A 25,321-nucleotide genomic window follows, 5' to 3' on the forward strand; every position below is an offset into this window, starting at 1 on the left:
TGTCAGTCACTGAGTTTTCAACTGAACCACCGCTTTCGCAGGCAAGCCAGCTCCCACATTAGCCATGCATTGCCCACAGGATCAGCGCCTGGCACAGATCCCCTGTGGGAGCGGGCTTGCCCGCGAAAGCGGAGTGTCAGTCACTGAAGCTTTAACTGAACCACCGCTTTCGCAGGCAAGCCAACTCCCACTTTGGTTTTACCCGCCCTAGCGGATCTGGTGTTTGTGCAGCAACCGGTAGAACGTCGGCCGGGAAATCCCCAGCACGCGGGCCGCGACACTGAGGTTGTCGCTGTGCCGGTTGAGCACATCGCACAGCGCCTGGCGTTCGGCACGGTGCTTGTAGTCTTCCAATGTCGCCATCGGCGCCGAAATGACCTGCTGGCCCTGCAGCCCTAGGTCAACCGCTTCGATCTGCCGCCCTTCGGCCAGCACCAGGCCGCGCCGTACGCGGTTGGCCAGTTCACGCACATTGCCCGGCCACGGGTGTTGCCCCATCGCCACCAAAGCCTCTTCGCTGAAACTGCGCGGGCGCCGTCCGGTTTCCTGGCTGTAGAAACGTGAAAAGTGGTTAGCCAGCATTGCCACGTCGCCATGACGTTCACGCAACGGCGCGGTGACCACTTGCAGCACATTTAGGCGGTAATACAGGTCTTCGCGAAAGGCGCCCTTCTCCACCGCGGCCTCGAGGTTGACGTGGGTGGCAGCCAACACGCGTACATCCACCGGGATCGGCTGGCTGCCACCAACGCGTTCGATGTGTTTTTCCTGAAGAAAGCGCAACAGGTTGGCTTGCAACTCCATCGGCAGATCGCCGATTTCATCGAGGAACAGCGTGCCGCCGTTGGCCGCTTCAATACGTCCGATCTTGCGCTGGTGGGCGCCGGTGAACGCGCCTTTTTCGTGGCCGAACAACTCGGACTGGATCAGATGTTCAGGGATGGCGCCGCAATTGATCGCGACAAACGGCTTGGCGTGCCGCTGGGATTGGCGGTGCAAAGTCTTGGCCACTAACTCTTTGCCCGTACCGCTGTCACCGCGGATCAGCACCGGGGACTCAGTAGGCGCCAACTTGGACAACAACTTGCGCAACTCTCGGATGGGACGGCTTTCGCCCAGCAATTCATGGGGCTCATCCACCGGGGCGTAGCCCTTGCCACGCAGGCGCGCCATGCCGAACGCACGGCCCAGGGTCACCTGCACCCGGGACACATCGAAGGGCAAGGTATGAAAGTCGAAAAACCATTCGCAGACAAAATCGCCGACGTTCTGCAAACGCAGTACATCCTGGCTGAGCACGGCGATCCACTCGGTGCCGCTGCGACCAATCAACTCTTTGACTGCTTCAGGGCGTTCCAGGTGATCGCGTTGCAAACGCAGCAGGCCCACATCGCAGGAGCGCTCACCTACCGCCTCCAAGGCACAGCTGTCCACTTCCCAGCCGGCGGTGCGTAAACCGGGTAATAACCCGTGGCAATCGTCACAGGGGTCGACCACCAGTAAGCGGCGTTGAGCGGGTGTCGCAACCATGACTGTTCCTTGGCGCCAATATTGTTAAAGTTATTTAGAAACAACAGTTTGTGTCGACTGTTGGTAACCCTAGCAAGATCTTGACGCTTACCTTGTACCCTTTCGCTATAAGCGTGGGCAAAAAGCCATGCCTGTTTCGTAGCGCGCCAGAAGTTGCTCGCCAGTGAAAGGTTTATTGCGCTTTCAAAACAGCCGCTTACATGACGTCAATCAGGGAACGTTAAAATTTCTTGCCCTAGCATGTGACCCGCACCCCACCATCGTGCATCAGTACAAGTAACCCACCGCACGGTCAGCCCAACCGCCGGTACTCACTTGAATGGGCATACAGAGAGAAGACCCAAATGAACGCTCCGCTGCGCATCAACGAAGCTCTTTTGATTGCAGACCGTGCCTTCCAGCCTTTTCAATGCGTGGCCTGGCACGATGGCGTTGGCGCCCTCAGCCTGAGCGTCATCGACCGCACCAACACCCGCATCGGCAGCAAACAGTTGCCGTCGACTGCCTATACCGACCCGGCCCAACTTGAAAACCTGCTATTGCAGGCCCGTGCCGAGCTCGATAAAGATGGCCACCAGTTGCAACACTGGGCGATGCCAAAGTAATGCAATGCAGCAACTTCCAGCCCAAGTAAAACTTGAGCTGGAAGTTGTACAGTCATACGTGCACGCTTAACGTGCGGCGAGAATAAAGCGTTCGAACGCCTCGGCAGCGCCGTCTTCGACATTGCTGCCGGTGACCACATTGGCCTGGCGCTTGACGGTTTCTTCGGCCTGGCCCATGGCAATCGACAACCCCGCCACATGAAACATCGCCGGGTCATTGCCACCGTCTCCAATCGCAGCCGTTTGTGCAAGCGGTACGCCCAGGTGTTCAGCCAGGGTTTTCAAGGCTTCGCCTTTATTGGCCAGCATCGCGGTCACGTCCAGATACACCGGCTGCGAACGCGACACCTGGGCCAACCCCTGCACTTTCGGCTGCAATTGCGCTTCCAGCTCCACCAACAACTGGGTGTTGTTGCTGGCGGCGACGATCTTGTCGACCCTGTCCAGGTAAGGCTCGAAACTCTCCACCACTACCGGCCCATAGCCCAAGCCATCGGCTTCGCGCTGCACCATGGGCCCGGGCGGATCACGGCGCAGCCAGTCGCCATCGGCAAACACCCAGACTTCCACGTCCGGCTCGCTGGAAAACAGCGACAGGGTGATCAGCGCCGCTTCCGCCGGCAGATGATGAGCAACCAGGATGCTGCCATCTGGGTTGACCAACGTACCGCCATTAAAGCCAGCCACTGGCACATCGATGCCAAAGGTCTCGATCAAATGCCGCATGGCCTTGGGCGGACGCCCGCTGGCCAGGCTGAAAATCACCCCAGCCTCGCGCATAGCGCGAATGGCATCGGCGGTGCGTTGGCTGAGGCTGTGGTCGGGATGCAATAGCGTCCCGTCCACATCACTGAGGACAAACCGGACGGGATGAATCGTCACGTCACTCATCCGAGGCTATGCCAGGCGCGGCCATCGCGGGCCAGCAAGGCATCGGCCGCCGCTGGGCCATCTTCACCGGCCTTGTAGGCCTGGATACCATCATCTTCCTTCCACGCATCCAGGAACGGCTGCACCGCACGCCAACCGTTCTCGATGTTGTCGGCACGCTGGAACAAGGTCTGGTCGCCGGTCATGCAGTCGTAGATCAGGGTTTCGTAACCCGTCGACGGCTGCATTTCGAAGAAGTCCTTGTAGTCAAAGCCCAACTCGATATTGGCCATCTCCAGGGTCGGCCCAGGCTGCTTGGCCAACAGGTCGAACCACATGCCTTCGTTCGGCTGGATCTGGATTTTCAGGTAAGTGGGCTTGAGCTCATCGACTTCGGTATCGCGAAATTGCGCATAAGGTGCCTGTTTGAAGCAGATCACGATCTCGGTGTCGCGGATGCTCATGCGCTTGCCGGTACGCAGGTAAAACGGCACACCGACCCAACGCCAGTTATCAATCATCACTTTTAGCGCGACGAACGTCTCGGTGCTGCTGTCCGGCGCGACGTTGGCTTCTTCGCGATAGCCGGGCAATGGCTTGCCGGCGATTTCGCCAGCGGTGTATTGGCCGCGCACCGAGTTGGCCCGCGCATCTTCCAGCGACCAGGGGCGGATCGCACCGACCACTTTGGCCTTCTCACCCCTCACCGCGTCGGCACCAAAGGCTGCCGGCGGTTCCATGGCGACCATTGCCAGCAGCTGGAACAGATGGTTGGGCACCATGTCGCGCAAGGTGCCGGTTTTTTCGAAAAAGTTGCCTCGGGTTTCAACGCCTACCGTTTCAGCAGCGGTGATTTGCACGTGATCGATGTAGTGGTTGTTCCAGAACGCTTCGAACAGCACGTTGGAGAAACGGCTGACCAGGATGTTCTGCACCGTCTCCTTGCCCAGGTAATGGTCGATGCGGTAGATCTGCTTCTCGCTCATCACCTTGAGCAGGCAGGCGTTGAGCGCCTCGGCGGTGGCCAGGTCGGAGCCGAACGGCTTCTCGATAACCACGCGCCGAAAGCCCTCGTCCGTTTCATTCAACAAACCGGCACTGCCCAGGCGCTGCACCACTTCACTGAAGAAGCGCGGTGCAGTGGCGAGATAGAACACCGCATTGCCGGTGCCGCTGTCAGCGATCTTGCTGGCGATATCGGCATAGGTGCTGTCGTCGAGGAAATCGCCCTCGACGTAGCTGATGCCCTTGGCCAGTTGCGCCCACAACGCGGGGTCGAGGGCGTTCTCGGCATTGCCCCTGACTTTGCTGGAGGCTTCGGTACGAATGAAGTCCTCGAGTTTCTTGGCAAAGTCCGCATCGCTGATGGCGTTGTGATCAACACCGACGATACGCAGGCCATCACCGAGCAAACCGTCACGGCTGAGGTTGTACAGCGCCGGCATGAGCAGGCGCTTGACCAGGTCGCCATGGGCGCCAAACAGAAACAATGTGGTGGGTGGAGCAGGTTCGGCCTTGGGTTTCTTGCCGTTGGCGGTCATTTTTTGGAAGTCTCCACATGACCACCAAAGCCGAAGCGCATGGCAGACAGCATTTTGTCACCGTAGGTGCTCTGCTGGCGGGAACGGAAACGCGCGAACAGCGAGGTTGACAACACCGGAACCGGCACCGCCTGCTCCATCGCTGCTTCGATGGTCCAACGGCCTTCACCGCTGTCGGCCACGGAGCCCGAGTAGCCGTCGAGTTTCGGGTCGGTGGCCAGGGCGTCGGCGGTCAGGTCCAACAGCCAGGACGACACCACGCTGCCACGACGCCAGACTTCGGCGATGTCGCCAACGTTGAGGTCAAAGCGCTGGTCTTCCGGCAAGTTTTCCGAGTTCTTGGTCTTGAGGATGTCAAAACCTTCGGCAAACGCCTGCATCATCCCGTACTCGATGCCGTTGTGGATCATCTTGACGAAGTGCCCGGAACCCGCTGGGCCGGCGTGAATGTAGCCCTGCTCGGCACGTGGGTCGGCAGAGGCCGAACGGTCCTTGGTGCGCGGAATGTTACCCAGGCCCGGCGCCAGGCTTTTGAAGATCGGGTCGAGGCGATTCACGGTCTCGGTGTCGCCACCGATCATCATGCAATAGCCCCGTTCCAGGCCCCAGACGCCGCCCGAGGTGCCCACGTCCACATAGTGCAGGCCCTTTTCAGCCAGGGCCTTGCCGCGACGCACGTCGTCCTTGTAGTTGGTGTTGCCGCCGTCGATGATCACATCGCCGTCTTCCAGCAGTTCGCTCAGTGCGTTGATGGTGTCTTCGGTGGGCGCGCCCGCTGGCAACATGACCCAGACAGCACGGGGCTTTTGCAAGCCGGCCACCAGCGCTTTCAAGTCGGCAACACCGGTGGCGCCCTCCTCGCTCAAGGCTTTGACGAAGGCTTCGTTACGGTCGTATACAACGGTGGTATGCCCATTGAGCATCAGGCGCCGCGCAATGTTACCGCCCATGCGGCCTAGTCCGATAATCCCCAGTTGCATGTGCTGATGCTCCTAACTTCTAAAAAATGTGTGACATAGTTTATAGCGCAATGAGGCTAATGAGGGTTAGTCCAGAGCGGATCCGTGTAGTTTCATGGCAAAAAAGTTGCCATCGTTTCACCATCACCCCGGCAAAAGTCACACGACCACCAAAAATAAAAAAGTTCCCTTGCCGCGAAAAAGAATTCAAACTTGCTTCCGACTGTTGCCAGAAACCTGTTTCGGCACCGCGATCTACCGGCTATTTGCGAGGTAAGCAATGAGCACAGCACAGATGACCCGCCCGCCACAGACCCTCTACGTCACCCTCCGTCGCGATGAACTGCGCCAGTTGAAAGACGAGCGCGATCAGTTGCAACAGGAAGTCCTGCGCCTGCGCTTGCACCTTCAAGCCCAGCTCGATCAGCCGTCGGATGCCAAGCCAGCCCTGTGCTGATGCCCGCGCCGAACGCGTTGTAAGGCAATACCTACAGAAAACTCACAAAGTTTTCACATTCCCCTCTTGATACTCCCGCTCCGCGATGCCGCTCACTTCCTGGGCGGCCCGATGTTGCGCGTCTGTGCGCGACAATCTATTTCTGATGGGGCGCTGGATGGCGATGTTCAAACGCAGCACGACGACTGCGAAAGGCTTTGATTGGGCCGGCCTTGGCTGGTTATTCCTGTTTTTCTGGTATTTCTCGGGTATTACCCAACTTCTTATCCAACTGACCGGCACCTCCGGCTTCAGTGGCTTCCGCCAGGCCTTCTTCATGAGTGCGCTGTGGCTGGCGCCGATGCTGCTGTTCCCGCGTCGTACGCGCCTGCTCGCCGCCTTGATCGGCGTGGTGCTGTGGGCTTGCTCCATGGCGAGCCTGGGTTATTTCTTCATTTACCAGCAGGAATTCTCCCAGAGCGTCATCTTCATCATGTTCGAGTCGAACATCTCTGAAGCCGGCGAATACGCCACCCAATACTTTGCCTGGTGGATCGTGTTGGCGTTCATTGCCCACACCGCCTTCGCCATCTTCCTGTGGACGCGCTTGCGCCCGGTGTATCTGCCTCGCGGCCAGTCGATCGTGGCAGCCATTGCCATCGTCCTTGCGGTGGTGGGCTACCCACTGGTCAAGCAGATCGCCACCAGCGAAACCATGGAATTGGCCATCGATCGTTTTGAAACCCGCATCGAGCCTGCCGTGCCTTGGCAGATGATCGTCGCCTATCGTCGCTACACCGAGCAGTTGGACAACATGCAAGGCATGCTCACCAGTGCAAGCAAGATCCCGCCCTTGAACAACCTCAAGGACAGCATGGCCGGCCAGCCGTCCACACTTGTCTTGGTCATCGGCGAGTCGACCAACCGCCAGCGCATGAGCCTCTACGGCTACCCGCGTAACACCACGCCGGAGCTGGACAAGCTGCGCGACCAACTGGCCGTGTTCGATAACGTCATCACCCCGCGCCCCTACACCATTGAAGCGCTGCAACAGGTGCTGACCTTCGCTGACGAAGAAAACCCGGACCTGTACCTCAAGACACCGTCGATTGTCAGCGTGATGAAACAGGCTGGCTACAAGACCTTCTGGATCACCAACCAGCAGACCATGACCAAACGCAACACCATGCTCACGACCTTTTCCGAACAGGCCGACGAGCAGGTGTACCTGAACAACAACCGCAACCAGAACGCCCGTCAGTACGACGGCGATGTACTGGCGCCGTTTTCCAAGGCCCTGGCCGATACCGCCGAACGCAAGTTCATCGTGGTGCACCTGCTGGGCACCCACATGAGCTACCAGTATCGCTACCCGCAGACCTTCGACAAGTTCACCGACCGCCAGGGCGTGCCGGCGGGTGTCAGCGATGCGCAGTTGCCGACCTACAACAGCTATGACAACGCGGTGCTATACAACGACTTCGTGGTCTCCAGCCTGATCAAGGACTACGCCAAGACCGACCCCAACGGCTTTTTGCTGTACCTCTCGGACCACGGCGAAGACGTGTTCGACTCCGCCGGCCACGACACCTTGGGGCGTAACGAAGGCAAGCCGACCGCGCCGATGTACACCATCCCGTTCATGGCCTACGCCTCGCCCAAATGGCGCGAAAGTCACGACTGGAGCTTCGCCGGCGACTTGCAGCGGCCTTACAGCAGTTCGCAGTTGATCCACACCTGGGCCGACATGGCAGGCTTGAGTTTCGATGAGCTGGACCACAGCAAGAGCCTGGTAAGCGACAGCTTCAAGCCTCGCCCCCTATTGATCGGCAACCCTTACGAGACCAAGCAGAAGGCGCTGATCGACTTCAGCCTGATCAAGCCCAAGAAGGCCGACGGCGCCGAAGTGGTGGCCAAGTAAGCCAGGGTCTTGTAACAGAAAGATAACAATCATTCTCGTTTGAGCCTAAAGTTCCGCAGTTCCTTTCGTCTTTGAACCAAGCCCTCCCTGCCTGGGGAGGTATCAAAGACGACAAGGAGTCTGCAGCGATGTTTGCGCCCTTCACCCGTTCCATGACCTTCACCTTCGGCTTGTTCAGCCTGGCGCTGAGCCCGGATTCGCTGGCCGACACCGCCCCCGATACAGCCCCCGCCAAAGCCCTGGAACTGGGCGCCACCACCATCAGCGCCGACGGCCTGGGCGCCACCACCGAGCACACCGGCGCCTACACTACTGGCTCGATGAGCACCGCCACGCGGCTGAACCTCTCCGTCAAGGAAACCCCGCAATCGATCTCGGTGATCACACGCCAGCAGATGGACGACTTCAATCTCAATACCCTGACGGATGTGTTGCGCCAGACCACGGGCGTCAACGTTCAGCATTACGACTCCGATCGTGTCTACTACTCCGCCCGAGGCTATGGCATCAGCAACTTCCAGGTTGACGGGATGCTCAACACTTTCGGCTACATGAAGACCGACGCCGACACCATCATCTACGACCGCATCGAAGTAGTGCGCGGCGCGACGGGCCTGACCACGGGCGCAGGCGACCCTTCGGCCACCGTCAACATGGTGCGCAAGCGCCCTACCGCCCAGTGGCAGGCCAAGACCGGCATCAGTGGCGCCAGCCATGACAACTACTACAGCTACGTTGACGTGGGCGGCCCGCTGGCGTTCGACGGCAAACTGCGCGGGCGTAGCGTGCTGGCTTACCGCGACAGCAAGTCTTTTCGTGACAACTATGGGCTGCAGCGGGCAGTGGGCTACGGCATTCTCGAAGCTGACCTTTCCGACGATACCGTGCTGGCCGCAGGCTTTGATTACCAGGACAAACAGGTGCAAGGCACGTCTTGGGGCACCGTGCCCTACTGGAACAGCCAGGGCGGCAAGGCCAGGCTGCCCCGCTCCACCAACATGGCGGCGCACTGGAGTTCCTGGCCGCTGACCGACAAGACCACCTTCGCCACCCTCGACCATCGGCTCGGCGGCGACTGGCACCTGAAGGCCGCCTATACCCATCGCCAGAGCGACACCGATGGCAAGGTGTATTACGGCGGCGCCGGCTTCCCCAACCCCGACCGCAGCGGCATGACGGCTTGGGCCAGCCATATGCGCGGTACCTCGCACATGGAGGCCATCGACCTCAACCTGGCCGGCAGCTACACGCTGCTGGGCCGCGAACACGCGCTGATGATGGGCTATGGCGAAGCCGCCCAACGGGATGTCTCGCCCTTCATGCGCAGCGACCTGCCAGCCAGCTATTACCCCATTCAGGACTGGAAGCACATGGGCGGCATCGGCAAGTTCACCGACCAGGTGACCGACCTGAAGGGTGAGCACAGCAAGAAACAACAGAAAGCCGGTTACCTGGCCACAAGGCTGAGCCTCACAGACAGCTTGCACGCCGTACTGGGCAGCCGTTACGGCAGTTGGGAGCTGGAAAGCGCAGAGCCCAAATACGATGCCAACGACCAACTGACCGCTTCGGGCAAAACCAGCCAGACCCACAATGATATGTGGACGCCCTACGCCGGCCTGCTCTACGACATCACGCCGCAGTACACCGTCTACGCCAGCTATACCGACATCTTCAAACCCCAGGACTACCGTGATGCCAACAAGAAGTACCTGGAGCCCGTGGTCGGCAGTAACTACGAAGTGGGCCTCAAGGGCAGTGTGCTGAACGAGCGCTTGAACCTGGCCGCCGCGTACTTCTGGAGTACCCAGGACAATGTCGCCGAGCGGGATGACTCAGTCCCGCCCAACCCGGTCACGGGCGAGGAGTACTACAAATCCGGCGGCAAAGGTAACAAGGTCAACGGCTTCGAGCTGGAAGCCGCCGGTGAAATCACGCCGGACTGGAACCTGTCCGCCGGCTACACCTACACCCATTCGGTCAATGGCTCTGACAAACGCAACAACACCAGCCAACCCTTGAATCTGGTGAAGATCTCCAGCGCCTATCGCCTGCCCGGCGCCTGGCGCAAACTGACGGTCGGCGGCGCCGTGAACTGGCAAAGCGAAACCTACGACTTCAGCAACCGCCCGACCGGGCAGCGCAACAGCGAAGGTAGGCCAATAACCACCCGGGCGAAAATCACGCAACAGGGCTACACCGTGGTCAATCTGATGTCGCGCTACCAGTTCGACGAACAGGTTTCGGCGTCGGTCAACGTGAACAATCTCTTTGATAAGAAATATTACGAGCGCGTTGGCTTTTATAACGGCGTGTACTGGGGCGAGCCGCGCTCCGTCACGCTGGCATTGGATTGGAAGTTATAGCCTCGCACGTTGAAGTTAACAAAACTGTTAACTTCAACGGCATCTCCCGTTAATTCCCACTTAATAAGATAACGCCATAGTCGCTCCATGATCTGATCACGAAGCGACCAGACACCTATCACTTTAATGGGGATACCACTATGAAACTCTCGACCTTGATGCTGGCCAGCCTGATGACCCTGACCTCTGCCGCTGCCTTTGCAGAGGGCGGCGCAGAGCGCTCCAAGGAGTTCTACAACAACTTCAGCTTCATTCAGGAAAAAACCCACGGCAAGGCTGAGCAACAAGTTGCCAGCGCCGATGGCAAGTCGGTCAAGGCCGACACGGTTGATCAGGCGCAACCGAACAGCTGAGTTAATGCTTACTTAATCCGTAGCACCCTGCGCCATTCTGCTCCGTTGGCAAAGGTTTATTGGGCGCCATTTAATGGCGCCTTTTTTTGCCGGTTATTTATTACAACGATTTATTCCAGAACAACATCCGCCCATGGGCCGGATCAAACACTGAGTCGTCAAAACCGAACTTGCGGTACGCCGCCTGCGCCAGAGTATTGCCTTCCAGCACTTCGAGGGTAATCTTGCAGCAACCGCGCTGCCGGGCGATTTCCTCGACCTTTTGCAGCATCTTCTGACTCAACCCCAACCCCCGAAACTGCTCTTTCACCACCACATCATGGACATTGACCAAGGGCCGGCAGGCGAAGGTCGAAAAGCCCTCGAAACAATTGACCAATCCCGCTGGCTCCCCCCCGACGAACGCCAGCACACTGAACGCGTGTGGGCGCTTGGCCAGTTCGGCTGGCAACTGCTGCAAGAGATCGGCTGGCAGGCTATGGCCGCCGCCCATCGGATCTTCAGCGTAATGGTTGAGCAACAGGCCAATGGCGTCGGCGTGCACGGCGTTGGTATAGCTGGCTTGCAGCACCAGGATGTCTGGGGTGTCCATTTCCTTCCTCGATAGCGACAACCAGGGAATCGTTTCCCTTTGAGAGCTGCGATTGTAAGCGTGGAGTCGGCAGTAGATGAAGGAGATAAGCGACAAATCGCTGACAGAAAATGCGAAGTTTGCGCGCATCAAAGCGTGCAAAGAGCTTTGGAGCGGCGATTTTTCCTAAGTGGCGAAGCGTTCCAACTGCATCTCTTGCAGACGGCTCAGGGTGCGGCGGAAAGGAAACTCCAGGTAGCCTTCGGTATACAGGCTGTGCAATGGCACCTCGGCGTCGATAAAGAGTGGCACTTTGCGGTCGTAGCATTCGTCCACTAACGCGATAAAACGCCGTACGCTGTCGTCATGCACCGACAACTGTGGCAACTCTCGATCCCCGGCTACTACGCGCTCGGCGCTGTCCTCAGTGCCACGGGCAATCCGGCCCGGGCGTTTCTGTGCACTGAGGTTCGGGACGTCTCCTAGCAGGATGGCGTGGAAGCGATCACATAAAAGCATGAAATCCATCGCGGCCAGGGGCTGCTCACACAGGTCGGCATAGCGACACCAAAGCACGGTGTCACTGGCCTGCACCGTCATGATGGTGCGGTACCCTACGCTTACCACCCCGCTGGTCACGGTTTGGCCTTGGCTCAACTGCCGGAACAGCGCCGCCAGTGCCTCGGGCTGACTCACCCAATAGCGCTGCATGCCCACGCCGGGATGCAAGCGATGATCCTCGCCACCGTCCACGGCCACCACCTGCATATGCTGCTTGAGCGCGTCGATACCCGGCAGGAAACGCTCACGGTTGAAGCCACCGGCATACAACTGGTCGGGCGGCTGGTTGGACGTGCACACCATCACCACACCCTCTTCGAACATCACTTGGAACAGGCGGCCGAGAATGATCGCGTCACCGATATCATTCACAAACAATTCATCGAAGCACAGCACGCGCACCGCCTGGCTCAGTTCCCTGGCCAACGCCTGCAAGGGGTCCTGGGTGCCCGTGAGCTGGAATAAGCGCTGGTGCACCCACGCCATGAAGTGGTGAAAATGCTGGCGCCGCGCAGGCACGCGCAAGCTTTGGTAGAACTGGTCCATCAACCAGGTCTTGCCACGCCCCACCGGGCCCCACAGGTAAACGCCGGCAATCGACGAACGCCCTTGATGCAAGGCCTCGTGACAGGTTTGCAAGGCTTGTACCGCCCGGCGCTGGGCGTCGTCGGCGACGAAACCTGGCTGGGCGATGGCATGTTGGTAAGCGGCGAGAGGCGAGTCAAAAGTCATGCTTGCCAGTATGACGGACGCAGAGCTGTCCAGGCGCGAAATCTTGGGCTGTTTGCCTGAGGCGAGCATGAGGAATGGATATGTACGGTCTGATAACCCTGTGTCGGCTGGCATGCCGTCATCGCAGGCAAGCCAGCTCCCACAGTTGGAACCCGGCGTGTCAGGTAGAAATGCGTCGGCTGGCAGGCCGTCTTCGCAGGCAAGCCAGCTCCCACAGGCCCCGCGTCGCATCGCGTTAGCGCAACACCGTGGCCCCCTTGCACGCCTGCCCCGCCCTCTCACAGATCTCCCACCCACCACCCAGCGCCTTATAGATCCCCACCACCGCCAAGCGCTGTTCCGTGCGCGCCGCCGTCAATGCCCGGCGGCTGGTGAAGTCCGCGCGTTCGGCCTCAAGCACATCCAGGTACACGCCCTCGCCTTGCGCAAACCGCTCACGCGCAAAGCTGGCTGCCTCACGGTTGGCGGCCGCCTCCAACAGCCGCAAACCCAGGGCGTTGCCGGCCGTACGGTTGGCCTGGAACGCATCATCGGTTTCCTGCAGGGCCCGCAACACGGTCTGGTCATAAGCGATCAACGCGGCCTGGGTGCGTGCCTCGCTGGCGGCAATCCGCGCTCGTACGCGCCCGGTGTCCAGCAGTGACCAGCGAATCACCGGCGCGATAAAGTTCGACTGCATGCCCGCATCGCCCAGGGCGCTGAGACTTCCGGCCAGCAAACCGATGGAACCCTGCACCTGGATATCCGGATACAAGCCAGCGGTTTCCACGCCAATCTGCGCGGTCGCAGCCGCCAGCGTGCGTTCGGCCGCGGCAATATCGGCACGGCGCGCCAGCAGGCCGGCCGGGTCTCCCACCTGCAACGTGCGCAGGTTCAAGGTTTCACGCCCAGGCCGGGCCAGCGGTGGCTTGAACCCCTGGGGCGCTTGCCCCAGCAGCACCGCCAACGCGTTGGTTGACTTGGCGCGACGTCGCTCCAGGTCAGGCGCTACGGCCTCAACATTGCGCAACAAGGCCTCGGCACGCAGCCGGTCGAATTCGGTGGCGGCGCCGACGCTGACCATCTGCCCTACCAGGCCCAGGCTGTCGCGCTGGCTCTGGCTGATATCCGCGACGACCGCCTGTTCGGCTTCGATCCCTTGTAACTCGAACCAGGTAGCCGCGACCGTCGCCGCGACGCTCGCTTGCACGCTGCGCAGCAACGCTTGACGCGACCCCGCCTGGGCCTGGGCCGCCTCCACCGAGCGACGCACGCGCCCAAACAAGTCGATTTCCCAGGCTGCATCCACCGCCGCCCGAGTGGTTTCAATGGAGCGCTGCTCGCCGAAGGGAGTCTCGACCTCGCTGCGTTGGCGGTGCTCGTAACCCAGGGCGGCGCCGCCGCTGGGCAGGAAGCCTTGGCGACTTTCGCGCAACAGCGCCTTGGCTTCGTCCAGGCGTGCGGCGGCGATGCCGATGTCGTGGTTGGCCGCCAATGCCTGTTGGATCAATTGGCTCAATGCCGGCTCGTCGAACACTTGCCACCACTGCACTTCGACCTCGCCCGCACCAAGCCCGGCGATGGGCGCGCCGAAGCTCGTCGCCCGCTGCGCAGCGGGCAGCACTGGCGCGGAATAGTCCGGCCCCACCGAGCCGCAACCGGCCAGCAGGGTCAACGACAACAGAAAAGCTGGATACGCCTGTTTCATGATGCGCTCTCCTTTAGCTGCACCGTCGGACTCGCCCCCTGACGCTGAACGCGCAGCGCCAGGCTGCGCATCACCACATAGAACACGGGCGTCAGGAACAGACCGAACAGCGTCACGCCCAACATCCCGGCAAACACCGCAACCCCCATGGCATGGCGCATCTCGGCCCCGGCGCCACTGGCAAACACCAACGGGACTACGCCGGCGATAAACGCCAGGGACGTCATCAAAATAGGGCGCAGGCGCAATTGGCAGGCGTGGATCACCGCTTCCAATGGGCTGGCGCCTTCGGCTTCAAGGCTGCGGGCAAACTCGACGATCAGGATGGCGTTCTTCGCCGCCAAGCCCACCAGCACCACCAACCCGATCTGCACGAACACGTTGTTGTCGCCCTCCACCAGCCACACGCCGAGGATTGCGCTGAGCAGGCACATGGGCACGATCAGCAACACCGCCAGCGGCAGCAGCCAACTGTTGTACTGCGCGGCAAGGATCAGATAAGCCAGCAGCACACACAGCGGGAAAATAAACAGGGCCGATGAGCCGGCGAGCTTTTGCTGGTAGGTCAGGTCTGTCCATTCATAGGTCACGCCCTCGGGCAGTACCTCCTGGGCCAGGCGCTCCATGAGCGCAACCGCCTGCCCGGAGCTGACCCCTGGCATCGCGCCGCCAGAGATATCCGCCGAGGGATAGCCGTTGTAGTGAATCACCCGGTCAGGCCCGGAGCTCGGCGTGACCGTGACAAACGCCGACAACGGCAGCATGTCCCCGTCGGCGTTGCGCACCTGCAGACGACCGATGGCTTCGGCCTGCATGCGGTGGTCCGCATCGGCCTGGGCCGTGACTTTGTAGGTGCGACCAAACCGGTTGAAGTCATTGACATACAGCGACCCCAGATAGACCTGCAGCGACTCGAACACATCCGCCAGGCGCACGCCCTGGCTCTTGACCTGGGTGCGGTCGATGTCGACATTCAGTTGCGGCGCATTGACGTCCAGGCTGGTCATCAGCCCGGCCACCTGGCCTGACTCAGTGGCTTTGGTCATCAGTACCTGGGTCTGCTGCACCAGCGCCTCCAGCCCGACGCCGCCACGGTCTTCGACCTGCAGCTTGAAGCCCCCGGTGACCCCGAGACCCGGTACCGGTGGCGGCGGGAACACGCCGAGGAAGCCGTCGGGGATGCTCGCAAACTTGGCCTGCAGACGCCCGGCGATGGCGACCGCCGCCATATCCGGCGAGGTGCGCTCTTTAAACGGATCAAGCATGACGAACATCACCGCCGCATTCGGAACGTTGACGAAGCCGTTGACCGACAGCCCCGGGAACGCCACGACACTCTCGACCCCCGGCTCATCCAGGGCGATTTTCGACATTTGCCGCACCACCGCATCGGTACGCTCCAACGAGGCCGCGTTCGGCAGTTGGGCGATACCGACCAGGTAGTACTTGTCTTGCATCGGCACGAAGCCGGCCGGTACCGCGTTGAAGCCGAACCAGGTCAATGCGAGCAAACCGCCGTAAGCCAACAGCGCTACGCCACGACGGCCGACGACCTTGCGCACAGTGTTGCCATAGGCTTGCGGCGCACGCTGGAACGGCCGGCCCAGCACCTCCAACAGGCGTGCGGCGCGACCACGCAGGCTGCGCGGGTCATGCACCACAGCGGCATGCCGTGGCCGCAGCAACAGGCCGGCCAGCGCCGGGCTGAGGGTCAACGAGTTGACCGCCGAGAGGATGGTGGAAATCGCGATGGTCAGCGCAAATTGCCGATAGAACTCGCCTTGCAGGCCACTGAGAAACGCGGTGGGAATGAACACGGCCGCCAGCACCGAGGTGATCGCAATGATAGGGCCGGTGACCTCGCTCATCGCCCGTCGCGCAGCCTGCATCGGCTCCTCGCCGTTTTCGATATGCCGCTCGACGTTCTCCACCACCACGATTGCATCGTCGACCACGATGCCGATCGACAACACCAGGCCGAACAGCGACAAGGTATTGAGGGAGAAGCCCATCAGGTGCATGACCGCAAAGGTGCCGATGATCGATACCGGCACGGCCATCAAAGGAATCAGCGACGCCCGCCAGTTGCGCAGGAACACCACCACCACGAGTACCACAAGCAGGATCGCTTCCATCAGCGTGATGGCCACCGACTCCAGCGAAGCGCGCACAAACACCGTGGGGTCATAGGCAATCCGCGACACCAACCCCTCGGGGAAGCTGGTTTGCAGGCGCTGCATGGTATCGCGCACCGACTGCGCCACATCCAGCGCGTTTGCCCCAGGGCTCTGGATGATTTGCAAGGCCACCGCAGGCTCGCCGTCCAACAGGCTGCGCAGCGCGTAGGCATCGGCCCCCATCTCGATACGTGCCACATCGCGCAAGCGCGTGACCTGGCCGTTATCGCCGGTGCGAATGATGATGTCGCCGAACTGCTCTTCATCCGTCAGGCGCCCCAGGGTATTGACCGTGACTTGGAACGCCGCAGTGGAGTCCGGCGCCTGGCCGACCGAGCCGGCCGCCACTTGCACGTTCTGCTCGCGCACGGCAGCAATCACATCACCGGCGGTCAAGCCACGGGCGGCGATCAGGTCCGGGTCGAGCCACAGGCGCATGCTGTATTCACCCGCGCCCCACACCAGCACATCGTTGATCCCCGGCAGGCGCGACAACTCATCGCGCACCTGCAGGTAGGCATAGTTGGAGATGTAGAGCGGGTCATAACGTTGGTCGGGGGACAGCAGGTGGACCACCATGAGGATGTCCGGCGAGGTTTTCTGCGTGACCACACCCAGGCGCTGCACCTCTTCGGGCAAGCGCGGCAAAGCCCGCGAAACACGGTTCTGCACCTGGATCTGCGCCATGTCCGCATTGGTGCCCTGGGCGAACGTTGCGGTCAGGATCATGCGTCCATCGGTGGCCGACTGCGAGGTCATGTAAAGCATGCCCTCAACCCCGGTGATCACCTGTTCCAGCGGCGCCGCCACTGTCTCGGCAATCACCTGCGGGTTGGCCCCCGGATACGACGCCGTCACTTGCACCGTGGGCGGCGTGACGGCGGGATATTCGCTCAACGGTAGATGGAAGAAGGCCACGATGCCGCCGATCATCATCAACACCGACAGGACGATGGCGAAGATCGGTCGGTCAATGAAAAAGCGTGGGAAGCTCATTGCACGCCCCCCACCGCCAGCGGTGCTTCAAGCGGCTTGCCGTCAATACTGGCGGCCAGCGGTGTCACCTGCATGCCGGGGCGCACCAGCCCTTTGACGACAATGCGCTCGCCCGGTTGCAGGCCCTGTTCGATGACCCGCAGGCCGTCGACCACCGGGCCGACTTCCACCGGGCGGTACTCGGTCTTGTCGCCCTCACCGACAACCAACACATAACGGCGGCCCTGATCGGTGCCGATGGAATGGTCGGCAATCAACACCCGGGGTTGCGCCGCGCCGGTATCCAGCTTGACCTTGGCGAACAGCCCCGGCGTCAAGCGCCCGTCCCGGTTTTCCACCACCGCACGCACGCGCACCGTGCCAGTCTTGCGGTCGGCCGAGTTGGCCAGAAAATCCACGCGACCGGCCCGTGCATAGGTGGTGTCGTTGAGCATCGCCACCATGACCTTGGCGGCTTGGTCGCCCTTGGACCCGGCGTGTTGCCGCGTCGCTGCCAACGAATGCAGATAGGTGCGTTCATCCACATCGAAATACACATGCAAGGGGTCGATGGAAACAATCGTGGTCAGCGCTGTTTCCCCACGGGTGACATAGTTGCCTTCCGTCACTAGGGCGCGGTCGATACGCCCGCTGATAGGTGCGGTGACGCGGGTGTAACTCAGGTCCAGTTGGGCCGTATCCAGCGCAGCCCTGGCGGCCTCCACCTGCGCTCTGCCGGCGTTCAACGAAGCAACGGCGGTGTCGAGACGATCACGTGCCACCACCTTTTTGGCATATAACTGCTCGGCGCGGCCATGCTCGGCCTGGGCCAGCAACGCATTGGCCTCGGCCTCGCGCAGACGTGCCTTGGCTGCGTTCACTGCCGCCTGGAACATACGCGGGTCGATCACAAACAACGGGCTGCCCTTGGCCACGAACTGCCCTTCGGGCACGCTGACGCTTTGCAGATAGCCACTGACTCGCGGGCGCAATTGAACCTGGTCGATGGCGGTCAACGAACCGGTGTACTCCACAAACGGCGTCACCGCACGCGCCACCACCTGGGCGACTGGCACGCCGGGTGGCTTGGCCGCTGCGGCTGGCGGCGCATTGTCCGAGCATCCGCCCAGCATCAACGCTACGGCCAACGCCCCGGTGATCAGGCTTACTGGTTTGGTGTACATCGTTCACCCTCCTTGGAATTTTCAAGACAAACCGACACTTGGGGTTTTTATCCGGCTTGCCATACTGGGAAGGTCAAGCGCTATAAAACCGGGGGGTGTGTTTTTGTCTGGGAAATACTTGGAGGTGAATCAAATGGCGGCCAGAGGGGCTTGGTAGCGCTCGGGGTTACCTGTCGAGGGTGGTTGAAGGTGGGAGCTGGCTTGCCTGCGAAGGGATCAACCCGGTTTGGCTGGTAGACCGAGGTGTCTGCATCGCAGGCAAGCCAGCTCCCACATTTGGATTGCGCGGTGTCAGCCAGGTATCTGTGGGCTCAGGCTCAGCTCCACGCCACCACCAGCAGGCCGGCGCCCAACACCAGGCACAACGGCGAATAGAAATAGGTATCCAGGCGAGCAAACCTCGACCCGCCGACCTTCTTGAAAAAACCCACCAGCTCCGAATCCCCGATCGCCCGGGCAAACATCAGCACGGCAATCGCGCTGATGCCCCATTGCAACGCCCCGTGGGACACCGGCGAGAAATACAGCCCGGCGCGCAGACACACGAGCAAGGCAATCGCCACCAGCCCCATCGCCACCAGAAAAGTCCCCAGCGCCGACGGCTTGAACGCCGGTCGCGGCCCGCTGGCAAACTCTCCGGGCAGTTGCGGGATAGCGGCCAGGCTGCCGAGCTTGCCACCCGCAGCCCAATACAGGTGCACCATGCTGATGAAGGTAAATACCCCGACGATCCATCGCGCAATCACAAAGCTCATGGTCGGCGCTCCATAAAAATGTGCGAATGAGGATAGTCGCCCTGAGTTTTTTTGCAGGCATTTCGTCGGTCGCTGATGATAAAGTGCCGCCCCATGAAACTCGCCCGTGCCGACCGCTCACTCATTGCCTGGATGCTCTACTGCTGCGTCCTGTTCAATGTGTTCGCCTGCAGCATTGGTCATGGGCAGATGGTAGGGATGCAGCTCAATGGCATCAGCGGCCAATTCTGTACGGTGGACCCACGTACCCAGGCGCCCCTGCCCAGCAATTCTACGGATGAGAGCCTGCCAACGCTGTCGAAGGCGTTTGGTTGCCCGCTGTGTTCTACCGGCGGCATGGGCCCGGCGCTCAACTCCCACCTGAATGTGGCAGTCCTGCCGCAACCCCATGCGCCGCCCGCAGCGGTGGTGCTCGCCACCGACATTCCCGCCCGCTTCACCTGGCCTGCGGCTAATCCGCGCGCGCCACCTGCCTTCGCCTGATCCCTGCGCGTTCTGATCTGCACCGCTTCGTTTCCGTAAGGAGTACGGGAGCAGTGCGTTGTTTTCGAGCCAAGTTTTCAGGATTCAACCATGAAACATTTACCCCTGTTGGCGGGCCTGTTCGGCTGCCTGCCTGTTTGCGCATCGGCCCTTGAGTTGGCGCCGACCACTATTGACGGCGAGCAAAGTGCCGAGCCTGGGCTGGCCCTGGACCAATCCAGCGGCATGGCCTCGCGCCTGGGCCTGAGCGTGCGGGAAACCCCGGCGTCGGTGGCCATTGCTAACCGCAACGATATCGAGCGCCACGGCGCCAAGACCTTCCGCGATGCGGCCAATACCCTGCCCGGCGTCAACGCCAGCGCGCCGCCTGGGTTTGGCGGGTTTGTCTCGTACCGAGGGTTTACCAGCAGCCAGATCACCCAGATGTTCAACGGCATCAATGTCGCCACGGGCCTGGCGCGGCCGGTGGATGCGTGGATCTATGATCGTGTCGAACTGGTAGGCGGCCCCTCCTCCTTGATCAACGGCGCAGGCTCAGTGGGTGGCTCGCTGAACTACGTGACCAAGCTGGCAAGCCGCGAGGAACAGGCCATCGAGGGCCAACTGAGCTATGGCAGTTACGACACCGCCGGTATGGCGTTCGGCCTCAACCATGCGCTGACCGAACCCGGCGCCGAAGTGCAGCACTACGCCCGCCTGGATGTGAGCCGCAACACCAATCACAGCTACATCGACCGCGACCGGCGCGATGCCTGGAGCGTGGCGTTTTCCCTGCTCAGCGACCTTACCCCGAACCTGTCCCACACCCTGGCGCTGGAATATCAGGACGAACATGAAGACAGCCCGTACTGGGGCACGCCGGTGCTCAACCCCAAGGCCGGTGAGCTGAAGATCGACAAGCACAACCGCTTCAATAACTACAACGTTGCCGACGGCCGTTATGAGCAACGCACGATCTGGGCACGCTCGATCATCGACTACCGGATCAACGACAGCACCACACTGAAAAATACCCTCTACCACCTCGACAGCCAGCGCGACTACCGCAACCTGGAGACCTATCAATACAACGCCGACAATAGCGCGGTGAACCGCTCGACGGCCTATCAGGTGCGGCATCAGGGCGAGCAGAACGGCAACCAGTTCGAACTGCGCCATGACACGAGCGTCTTCAGCCTCGCGACCACCTGGTCCGGCGGTTTTGAGTACAAGATCAACAGCACCACTAACAGCCCGTTGAACGTGCAGGGCAAAAGTACCGTAGACCCGAACCACTACGCCCCGGGGCACTTCTATGATATTCCCGGTACCCGGCCAGGTTTCGTCAAGGACAAGACCAACCAGGTGACGACCAAGGCACTGTTCGTGGAAAACCGTCTGGGACTGACGGATAAGCTCTCGCTGCTGACCGGCCTGCGCTATGACGCCATCGATCTGGACGTGACCAACCATCGTACGATCACCGCCACCAACCCGCGACACTTCAAGCGCAGTTGGGAGCCGGTAACGGGCCGGTTGGGCCTGACCTATCAGTTCATCCCCTCCGCCAACGTCTATGTGCAATACAGCACCGCCGTCGAACAGCCCAACACCACTACACAGGTGTTCGACGTGTCCACCGGCAAGCAATGGGAAATCGGCAGCAAGTTCGATTACCTGGAAGGCCGCGGTTCCGCCACGGTCGCCGCGTACAGGATCGAACGCAAGGACTTCGCCGTCACCGATCCGCTGGACCCGACCAGCAGCATCCCGGTGGGCGCGCAGTCGTCCAAGGGCATCGAACTGGCCAGTTCGTTGCGCATCACGCCGAGGCTATTGGCCGAAGGCAACTTCGCCTGGGTGGACGCGCAGTACGATGAGTTCAACGAGAAAATCGCCAGCGGCGCCGTGGTGTCGCGCAAGGGCAATACGCCAACCAACGTGCCCAAGCGCGTGGGTAACCTATGGTTGACCTATGACTTTGCCGAGGATTGGCAAGGCGGGGTGGATGCGCGCTATGTCGCCCAGGTGTATGCAGACAATGCCAACACCCAGACCGTACCGGCCTATACGCTGTTCGGCACCTTCCTGCGCTATAAGGTGGATGCGCATACCTCGGTAACCGGGCGCGTACGTAACCTGACTAACGAGGTGTATGCCGAGTTTGCCCATGTGTCGCCGGCGTACTATCTGGGGACGCCGAGGACCTTTGAGCTGGCCGTACAGACCAAATTCTAAAGCTTGAATACAGTCAAATGTGGGAGCTGGCTTGCCTGCGATAGCGGTGGGTCAGCATAAAAATATGTTGTCTGACACTCAGTCATCGCAGGCAAGCCAGCTCCCACATCTTGACCTTCACTCGATACAAAGACCGCCGGTTACTTGAGGCTCGCCTCGACCTTCCGCGCCACATCTTCCGTCAACCAGGCCTTCCACACCTGCGGATGTTCCTTGAGAAACGCCTGGGCCACCTCCCGAGGCGGCGTGTGGTGCTCGCTCATCGTCGCCAAGGCTTTGTTAAGCGGCTCGATGGGAAACTCGACCTTCTCGAAGAACTGGGCAATCTGTGGATGTTCCTGCTGGAACGGCGTCGACACGCCAATGCTCAGCTTGGAAGCCAATGAGCGTGTCGGCTTCGGGTTCGGGTTGTCTGCGTCAGTCAGGGTCTTCCACGCACCTGCATCAAATGGCGGTTCTTCCAGCTGAATCAATTTATAGCGCCCCATCAACGGGGTCGGCGACCAGTAATAGAACAGCACGGGCTTGCCCCGGCGAATCGACGAGGCAATCTCCGCATCCAGCGCCGCCCCCGAACCGCTGCGGAAGTTCACATAGCTGTCGTCCAGGCCATAAGCCTTGAGCTTCTGTTTGTTGACCACTTCGGAGGTCCAGCCAATGGGGCTGTTGAGAAAGCGCCCCTTGCCCGGAGACTCAGGGTCTTTGAACACGTCCTTGTAGCGCGCCAGGTCCTGTACGCTTTTGAGGTCTGGAGCCAGGGGTTTTAGCCCTTTGGAGGGGTCACCCTTGACCACGTATTCCGGCACCCACCAGCCTTCGGTCGCACCTTTGACGATATCGCCCAGGCCCGCCACCTTGCCTTCGGCTTCAGCCTTGACCCACACCGGGCTGCGACCGGCCCATTCCTCGCCAATCACCTGGATATCATTCTTGGCCAGGGCGGTTTCCAGGGTAATGGTGGTACCAGGCAAGGTGTCGGTGGGCAGGTCATAGCCCTTCTCGACGATAAAACGCAGTACTTCAGTGATCAGGCTGCCGCTTTCCCAATTCAGGTCGGCAAAATGCACCGGTGCCTGGGCAGCCGATACCGGCAATGACAGACTCAGGGTCGTCAGGCCCGCCGCCAGCAGTGACTTCAATCCTTTCATGCCTGTGCACCTCGCGTTTTCGCAGTCATGGCGAACGGCTTTGCTGCGAATGCGCGAAGCCTCTGAATAGTTAAGTCAACTCAACTGTAGTAGAGGTTCCAAAAGACAAAGATGCACAGCGTATTTATCGCCTACTCGCTGGCCTTGAAGGTCACCAGTTCACCCTTGCGCCATTTGGCGGCTTTGCCAGTCACGGCCTTCAGGGTCTTGGTCAACCCTTCCTGCAATTGCTCATGGGCGGCGAATACCAGCATTACGCTGTGGCCTTCCTTGAACACAATACCCTGGCCTTCGTTCGACGACACAAAGGCGTAGTCGCCGAGGCCGTACACGGTCAACTTGATATCGCGAAACCTCAATTCGAACTTGCCACCTTCGCGGCTGGGCAATACCGCTGCGCGAAAATGGTCACCTACTTTGAGTTCCAGACGTGGCTTGTCATCCACGACCAGCGCCGTTTCGGTATCGATTTCGGCGATATAAATACCTTCCGGCGTCTGTTCAGTGACGTAGACAAACCGAGATTGAAACTGCTTGACCAACTTTGCGCGCAAATCACCCAGCACGAATAACGCGTGCATATCCAGATTACTGACTGCCAAGGAAACGCCCCCACATCAAAAAAGCACTGGCCGCCAAAGCGAACAGCACAAAAAATGGCCGTTACGACACGATACAGAGTCATTAAAAAACTGAAGAGAACTCGTAAGGCTAGTACAAACCTCAACGGCGGACCTCATGGGAAGTCAACCGTGATACAGCAAATCACAGGTTCAACGACCCGAGAATACGGGTCTGCCGACTTCAGAGAATAACCCAATCAAAAATGCAGTTTTCCGACACCCCAACACAAAAAAACATCTGGGCATGGAACCAGTCACGAACTACCGACGACAATACTAGAACAGCAACCAGGGTGAAAACCACCCGAAACAACGCAGACAAGCTAACCGGATCGATCGACAGGAGCTGAGCATGCAACGACGTCAACACGACGCTACGTCTTTCCACACTCGTTCACCATGTCCCGACGAACAGCAATACTACTGCCTGCTGAACCTGAATGGGTACTCCAATTCGGTGCTTTACCAAGTTGTACCCGCAGGAAAGAACTTTTTTCATATTCTTGAAGTGCCCAGCGGCAAGATCAAGGGGTTTCGCAGCGATCACATCAAAGCCTGCGAACTGGCCAAGTCCCTTGAAGCCAAGCTGTACGCCTCAGGCGGCGGAATCGTTTCGTCGCCTGTATGACTTTACCGCGCCACAGCCCCTCAACAACTGCCATACTGGCCTGTCCATGGAAGTTTGCCCCCTCGCGGGTCAGGTTTCATCAACGCAGTTACCTTGAAGGGAAAGCCATACGTGACGGAATTTGATATTGGCGAATTTATTATCCACGGCGATGCGAGGGAAGTAGACGGTGAGTTTCAAGCGGTCATCATCATGCGAGCCAAACCACCGCTGAACAAGGTCACCGCGCACCAGGTGGAGAAAGACCGCTGGTTCAAAACCGCCGACGCAGCGGCCGTGGCTGGCAAAGAGGCGGCCAAGGCACTGAAGACCGCCGTGGATTGCGGCGCACTCAATACCTGACAACCCGATAGAACTCTAGCGTGCCCTGCCCCTCACATGTATGACGATAAGCCCGCATGGAGAACGCTATGGACACCACCACCCCAACCCTTGAAACCCTGTTCGAACAACTGGGGCTGGATTCCAGCCAGGAAGCCATCGAACGCTTTACCGCCGAACATCGACTGCCCGATGATGTAAAACTCATCGACGCGCCATTCTGGAGCGAACAGCAGGCGAACTTCCTCAGGGAACAATTGCAGGTCGACGCAGAATGGGCTCCCGCAGTGGATGATCTCAATGCGCTGCTGCATGAGCCTCCCCGCGCTTGATCAATGCAGGCTGTCTGACGCTTCCCTGCGCAACAGCGCTTGCCAGGCAGCCTGGCATTCCTGCGCCTCGTCCCGGCTGGCGAACGCAGTGCCGCGCTGCTCACCGTTGAGCAACACCACCCAGCAAGCTCGCTGGCCCAGGGCACGCAGGGTTTCGGGTACGCCACTGCCGATCATTACGGCCACATCGACTTTGTTTTGCATGGAACTTCTCCGCAGCATTAGTTAGCTGGCTAACAATGTTGGCCATGCTACGGCTTTATTCCAGTTGGAAAAAGCTATCCACGGAATAGCTTCATTGCATAAACAGCAACAATGCCGATCCAGGGCGGCCAGCTAGAGAGCC

The 25,321-nt window shown here is 60.2% G+C and carries 23 protein-coding genes; 10 read left to right on the forward strand and 13 right to left on the reverse strand.

The annotated features are described in order from the left end of the window. Positions 1-207: 207 nt before the first annotated feature. A complete protein-coding gene (locus JJD66_RS23065; protein ID WP_034127717.1) occupies positions 208-1,530 on the reverse strand; it encodes a sigma-54 dependent transcriptional regulator in 1,323 nt (440 codons plus the stop codon). A 344-nt stretch (positions 1,531-1,874) separates the two neighbouring features. Between JJD66_RS23065 and JJD66_RS23070 the strand changes: the two genes are divergently transcribed. Further along, the gene (locus tag JJD66_RS23070) at positions 1,875-2,135 is read left to right on the forward strand and encodes a hypothetical protein (RefSeq protein WP_034127718.1); all 261 of its coding nucleotides are present in this window, start codon (positions 1,875-1,877) and stop codon (positions 2,133-2,135) included. Positions 2,136-2,201: 66 nt separating this feature from the next. On the opposite strand, the gene JJD66_RS23075 is transcribed toward JJD66_RS23070, so the two are convergent. Genes JJD66_RS23075 through gnd form a run of 3 tightly spaced genes read right to left on the reverse strand, consistent with a single transcriptional unit; the run spans position 2,202 to position 5,526 of the window. Next, positions 2,202-3,026 (reverse strand): HAD family hydrolase, encoded by an 825-nt coding sequence (locus tag JJD66_RS23075; RefSeq protein ID WP_200649126.1) that lies wholly within the window; start codon positions 3,024-3,026, stop codon positions 2,202-2,204. Beyond that, positions 3,023-4,546 carry a glucose-6-phosphate dehydrogenase gene (zwf, locus tag JJD66_RS23080; protein WP_034127720.1) on the reverse strand — a complete coding sequence of 508 codons (1,524 nt, stop codon included), beginning with the start codon at positions 4,544-4,546 and terminating at the stop codon, positions 3,023-3,025. Before zwf ends, JJD66_RS23075 begins: the two co-directional genes overlap by 4 nt. After that, positions 4,543-5,526, reverse strand: a complete 984-nt coding sequence (gene gnd / locus JJD66_RS23085) for a phosphogluconate dehydrogenase (NAD(+)-dependent, decarboxylating) (protein ID WP_019817573.1) — start codon at positions 5,524-5,526, stop codon at positions 4,543-4,545. The genes zwf and gnd overlap by 4 nt, the downstream gene beginning before the upstream one ends. 259 nt (positions 5,527-5,785) lie before the next feature. Between gnd and JJD66_RS23090 the strand changes: the two genes are divergently transcribed. From JJD66_RS23090 to JJD66_RS23105, 4 genes are all read left to right on the forward strand, one after another. Beyond that, positions 5,786-5,962 (forward strand): DUF6026 family protein, encoded by a 177-nt coding sequence (locus tag JJD66_RS23090; RefSeq protein WP_196492057.1) that lies wholly within the window; start codon positions 5,786-5,788, stop codon positions 5,960-5,962. A gap of 157 nt (positions 5,963-6,119) precedes the next feature. Then, positions 6,120-7,862, forward strand: coding sequence for a phosphoethanolamine transferase CptA (locus JJD66_RS23095; protein ID WP_032892095.1), 1,743 nt, complete (start codon positions 6,120-6,122; stop codon positions 7,860-7,862). A 128-nt stretch (positions 7,863-7,990) separates the two neighbouring features. Further along, positions 7,991-10,228: a TonB-dependent siderophore receptor gene (locus JJD66_RS23100; RefSeq protein ID WP_200649127.1), complete on the forward strand. Its 2,238-nt coding sequence runs from the start codon at positions 7,991-7,993 to the stop codon at positions 10,226-10,228. A 140-nt stretch (positions 10,229-10,368) separates the two neighbouring features. Then, positions 10,369-10,581, forward strand: coding sequence for a hypothetical protein (locus JJD66_RS23105; protein ID WP_116665680.1), 213 nt, complete (start codon positions 10,369-10,371; stop codon positions 10,579-10,581). A gap of 100 nt (positions 10,582-10,681) precedes the next feature. Here JJD66_RS23105 and JJD66_RS23110 read toward each other — a convergent pair whose 3' ends face one another. From JJD66_RS23110 to JJD66_RS23135, 6 genes are all read right to left on the reverse strand, one after another. Beyond that, positions 10,682-11,173: a GNAT family N-acetyltransferase gene (locus tag JJD66_RS23110; RefSeq protein ID WP_105226683.1), complete on the reverse strand. Its 492-nt coding sequence runs from the start codon at positions 11,171-11,173 to the stop codon at positions 10,682-10,684. Between the two features lie 165 nt (positions 11,174-11,338). Further along, positions 11,339-12,445 carry a cell division protein ZapE gene (zapE, locus tag JJD66_RS23115; protein ID WP_198716530.1) on the reverse strand — a complete coding sequence of 369 codons (1,107 nt, stop codon included), beginning with the start codon at positions 12,443-12,445 and terminating at the stop codon, positions 11,339-11,341. A gap of 235 nt (positions 12,446-12,680) precedes the next feature. Next, positions 12,681-14,132 (reverse strand): efflux transporter outer membrane subunit, encoded by a 1,452-nt coding sequence (locus JJD66_RS23120; RefSeq protein ID WP_105226682.1) that lies wholly within the window; start codon positions 14,130-14,132, stop codon positions 12,681-12,683. After that, the gene (locus JJD66_RS23125) at positions 14,129-17,305 is read right to left on the reverse strand and encodes an efflux RND transporter permease subunit (protein ID WP_198716528.1); all 3,177 of its coding nucleotides are present in this window, start codon (positions 17,303-17,305) and stop codon (positions 14,129-14,131) included. The genes JJD66_RS23120 and JJD66_RS23125 overlap by 4 nt, the downstream gene beginning before the upstream one ends. Continuing rightward, entirely contained in the window at positions 17,302-18,468 is a 1,167-nt protein-coding gene (locus JJD66_RS23130) for an efflux RND transporter periplasmic adaptor subunit (protein ID WP_105226680.1), read from the reverse strand. The genes JJD66_RS23125 and JJD66_RS23130 overlap by 4 nt, the downstream gene beginning before the upstream one ends. A gap of 317 nt (positions 18,469-18,785) precedes the next feature. Further along, the gene (locus JJD66_RS23135) at positions 18,786-19,223 is read right to left on the reverse strand and encodes a DUF3995 domain-containing protein (RefSeq protein ID WP_034125683.1); all 438 of its coding nucleotides are present in this window, start codon (positions 19,221-19,223) and stop codon (positions 18,786-18,788) included. A 93-nt stretch (positions 19,224-19,316) separates the two neighbouring features. Between JJD66_RS23135 and JJD66_RS23140 the strand changes: the two genes are divergently transcribed. Both JJD66_RS23140 and JJD66_RS23145 read left to right on the forward strand, forming a co-directional pair. Continuing rightward, positions 19,317-19,706 (forward strand): DUF2946 family protein, encoded by a 390-nt coding sequence (locus tag JJD66_RS23140; RefSeq protein WP_200649128.1) that lies wholly within the window; start codon positions 19,317-19,319, stop codon positions 19,704-19,706. Positions 19,707-19,796: 90 nt separating this feature from the next. Then, positions 19,797-21,923 (forward strand): TonB-dependent receptor, encoded by a 2,127-nt coding sequence (locus JJD66_RS23145; protein WP_200649129.1) that lies wholly within the window; start codon positions 19,797-19,799, stop codon positions 21,921-21,923. A 140-nt stretch (positions 21,924-22,063) separates the two neighbouring features. Here the strand turns inward: JJD66_RS23145 and JJD66_RS23150 are convergent, their stop codons facing one another. Continuing rightward, positions 22,064-23,071, reverse strand: coding sequence for an ABC transporter substrate-binding protein (locus tag JJD66_RS23150; RefSeq protein WP_198716526.1), 1,008 nt, complete (start codon positions 23,069-23,071; stop codon positions 22,064-22,066). Positions 23,072-23,202: 131 nt separating this feature from the next. Beyond that, a complete protein-coding gene (locus JJD66_RS23155; RefSeq protein WP_052199932.1) occupies positions 23,203-23,652 on the reverse strand; it encodes a hypothetical protein in 450 nt (149 codons plus the stop codon). A gap of 394 nt (positions 23,653-24,046) precedes the next feature. On the opposite strand from JJD66_RS23155, the gene JJD66_RS23160 reads away from it, so the two are divergent. The 3 genes from JJD66_RS23160 to JJD66_RS23170 all read left to right on the forward strand — a co-directional run bounded on the left by JJD66_RS23160 (position 24,047) and on the right by JJD66_RS23170 (position 24,975). After that, positions 24,047-24,322 (forward strand): hypothetical protein, encoded by a 276-nt coding sequence (locus JJD66_RS23160; protein ID WP_105226677.1) that lies wholly within the window; start codon positions 24,047-24,049, stop codon positions 24,320-24,322. A 111-nt stretch (positions 24,323-24,433) separates the two neighbouring features. After that, positions 24,434-24,664 carry a hypothetical protein gene (locus JJD66_RS23165; RefSeq protein WP_034125688.1) on the forward strand — a complete coding sequence of 77 codons (231 nt, stop codon included), beginning with the start codon at positions 24,434-24,436 and terminating at the stop codon, positions 24,662-24,664. A gap of 68 nt (positions 24,665-24,732) precedes the next feature. Then, entirely contained in the window at positions 24,733-24,975 is a 243-nt protein-coding gene (locus tag JJD66_RS23170; RefSeq protein WP_034125689.1) for a DUF2789 domain-containing protein, read from the forward strand. On the opposite strand, the gene JJD66_RS23175 is transcribed toward JJD66_RS23170, so the two are convergent. Next, positions 24,976-25,179 (reverse strand): hypothetical protein, encoded by a 204-nt coding sequence (locus JJD66_RS23175; protein WP_058410528.1) that lies wholly within the window; start codon positions 25,177-25,179, stop codon positions 24,976-24,978. Positions 25,180-25,321: the final 142 nt, after the last annotated feature.

The organism is Pseudomonas sp. MF6751, from assembly GCF_016613265.1.
GTDB classification, from domain to species: domain Bacteria; phylum Pseudomonadota; class Gammaproteobacteria; order Pseudomonadales; family Pseudomonadaceae; genus Aquipseudomonas; species Aquipseudomonas fluorescens_BV.

Bases quoted from the DNA above. Each gene is read 5' to 3' on its own strand.
- JJD66_RS23155 (WP_052199932.1), bottom strand. From the start codon at position 23,652: ATGCACGCGTTATTCGTGCTGGGTGATTTGCGCGCAAAGTTGGTCAAG.
- JJD66_RS23135 (WP_034125683.1), bottom strand. From the start codon at position 19,223: ATGAGCTTTGTGATTGCGCGATGGATCGTCGGGGTATTTACCTTCATC.
- JJD66_RS23130 (WP_105226680.1), bottom strand. From the start codon at position 18,468: ATGTACACCAAACCAGTAAGCCTGATCACCGGGGCGTTGGCCGTAGCG.
- JJD66_RS23160 (WP_105226677.1), top strand. From the start codon at position 24,047: ATGCAACGACGTCAACACGACGCTACGTCTTTCCACACTCGTTCACCA.
- JJD66_RS23065 (WP_034127717.1), bottom strand. From the start codon at position 1,530: ATGGTTGCGACACCCGCTCAACGCCGCTTACTGGTGGTCGACCCCTGT.
- JJD66_RS23100 (WP_200649127.1), top strand. From the start codon at position 7,991: ATGTTTGCGCCCTTCACCCGTTCCATGACCTTCACCTTCGGCTTGTTC.
- JJD66_RS23110 (WP_105226683.1), bottom strand. From the start codon at position 11,173: ATGGACACCCCAGACATCCTGGTGCTGCAAGCCAGCTATACCAACGCC.
- zwf (WP_034127720.1), bottom strand. From the start codon at position 4,546: ATGACCGCCAACGGCAAGAAACCCAAGGCCGAACCTGCTCCACCCACC.
- gnd (WP_019817573.1), bottom strand. From the start codon at position 5,526: ATGCAACTGGGGATTATCGGACTAGGCCGCATGGGCGGTAACATTGCG.
- JJD66_RS23105 (WP_116665680.1), top strand. From the start codon at position 10,369: ATGAAACTCTCGACCTTGATGCTGGCCAGCCTGATGACCCTGACCTCT.
- JJD66_RS23090 (WP_196492057.1), top strand. From the start codon at position 5,786: ATGAGCACAGCACAGATGACCCGCCCGCCACAGACCCTCTACGTCACC.
- JJD66_RS23075 (WP_200649126.1), bottom strand. From the start codon at position 3,026: ATGAGTGACGTGACGATTCATCCCGTCCGGTTTGTCCTCAGTGATGTG.
- JJD66_RS23145 (WP_200649129.1), top strand. From the start codon at position 19,797: ATGAAACATTTACCCCTGTTGGCGGGCCTGTTCGGCTGCCTGCCTGTT.
- JJD66_RS23140 (WP_200649128.1), top strand. From the start codon at position 19,317: ATGAAACTCGCCCGTGCCGACCGCTCACTCATTGCCTGGATGCTCTAC.
- JJD66_RS23175 (WP_058410528.1), bottom strand. From the start codon at position 25,179: ATGCAAAACAAAGTCGATGTGGCCGTAATGATCGGCAGTGGCGTACCC.
- JJD66_RS23150 (WP_198716526.1), bottom strand. From the start codon at position 23,071: ATGAAAGGATTGAAGTCACTGCTGGCGGCGGGCCTGACGACCCTGAGT.
- JJD66_RS23070 (WP_034127718.1), top strand. From the start codon at position 1,875: ATGAACGCTCCGCTGCGCATCAACGAAGCTCTTTTGATTGCAGACCGT.
- JJD66_RS23125 (WP_198716528.1), bottom strand. From the start codon at position 17,305: ATGAGCTTCCCACGCTTTTTCATTGACCGACCGATCTTCGCCATCGTC.
- JJD66_RS23095 (WP_032892095.1), top strand. From the start codon at position 6,120: ATGGCGATGTTCAAACGCAGCACGACGACTGCGAAAGGCTTTGATTGG.
- JJD66_RS23120 (WP_105226682.1), bottom strand. From the start codon at position 14,132: ATGAAACAGGCGTATCCAGCTTTTCTGTTGTCGTTGACCCTGCTGGCC.
- zapE (WP_198716530.1), bottom strand. From the start codon at position 12,445: ATGACTTTTGACTCGCCTCTCGCCGCTTACCAACATGCCATCGCCCAG.
- JJD66_RS23170 (WP_034125689.1), top strand. From the start codon at position 24,733: ATGGACACCACCACCCCAACCCTTGAAACCCTGTTCGAACAACTGGGG.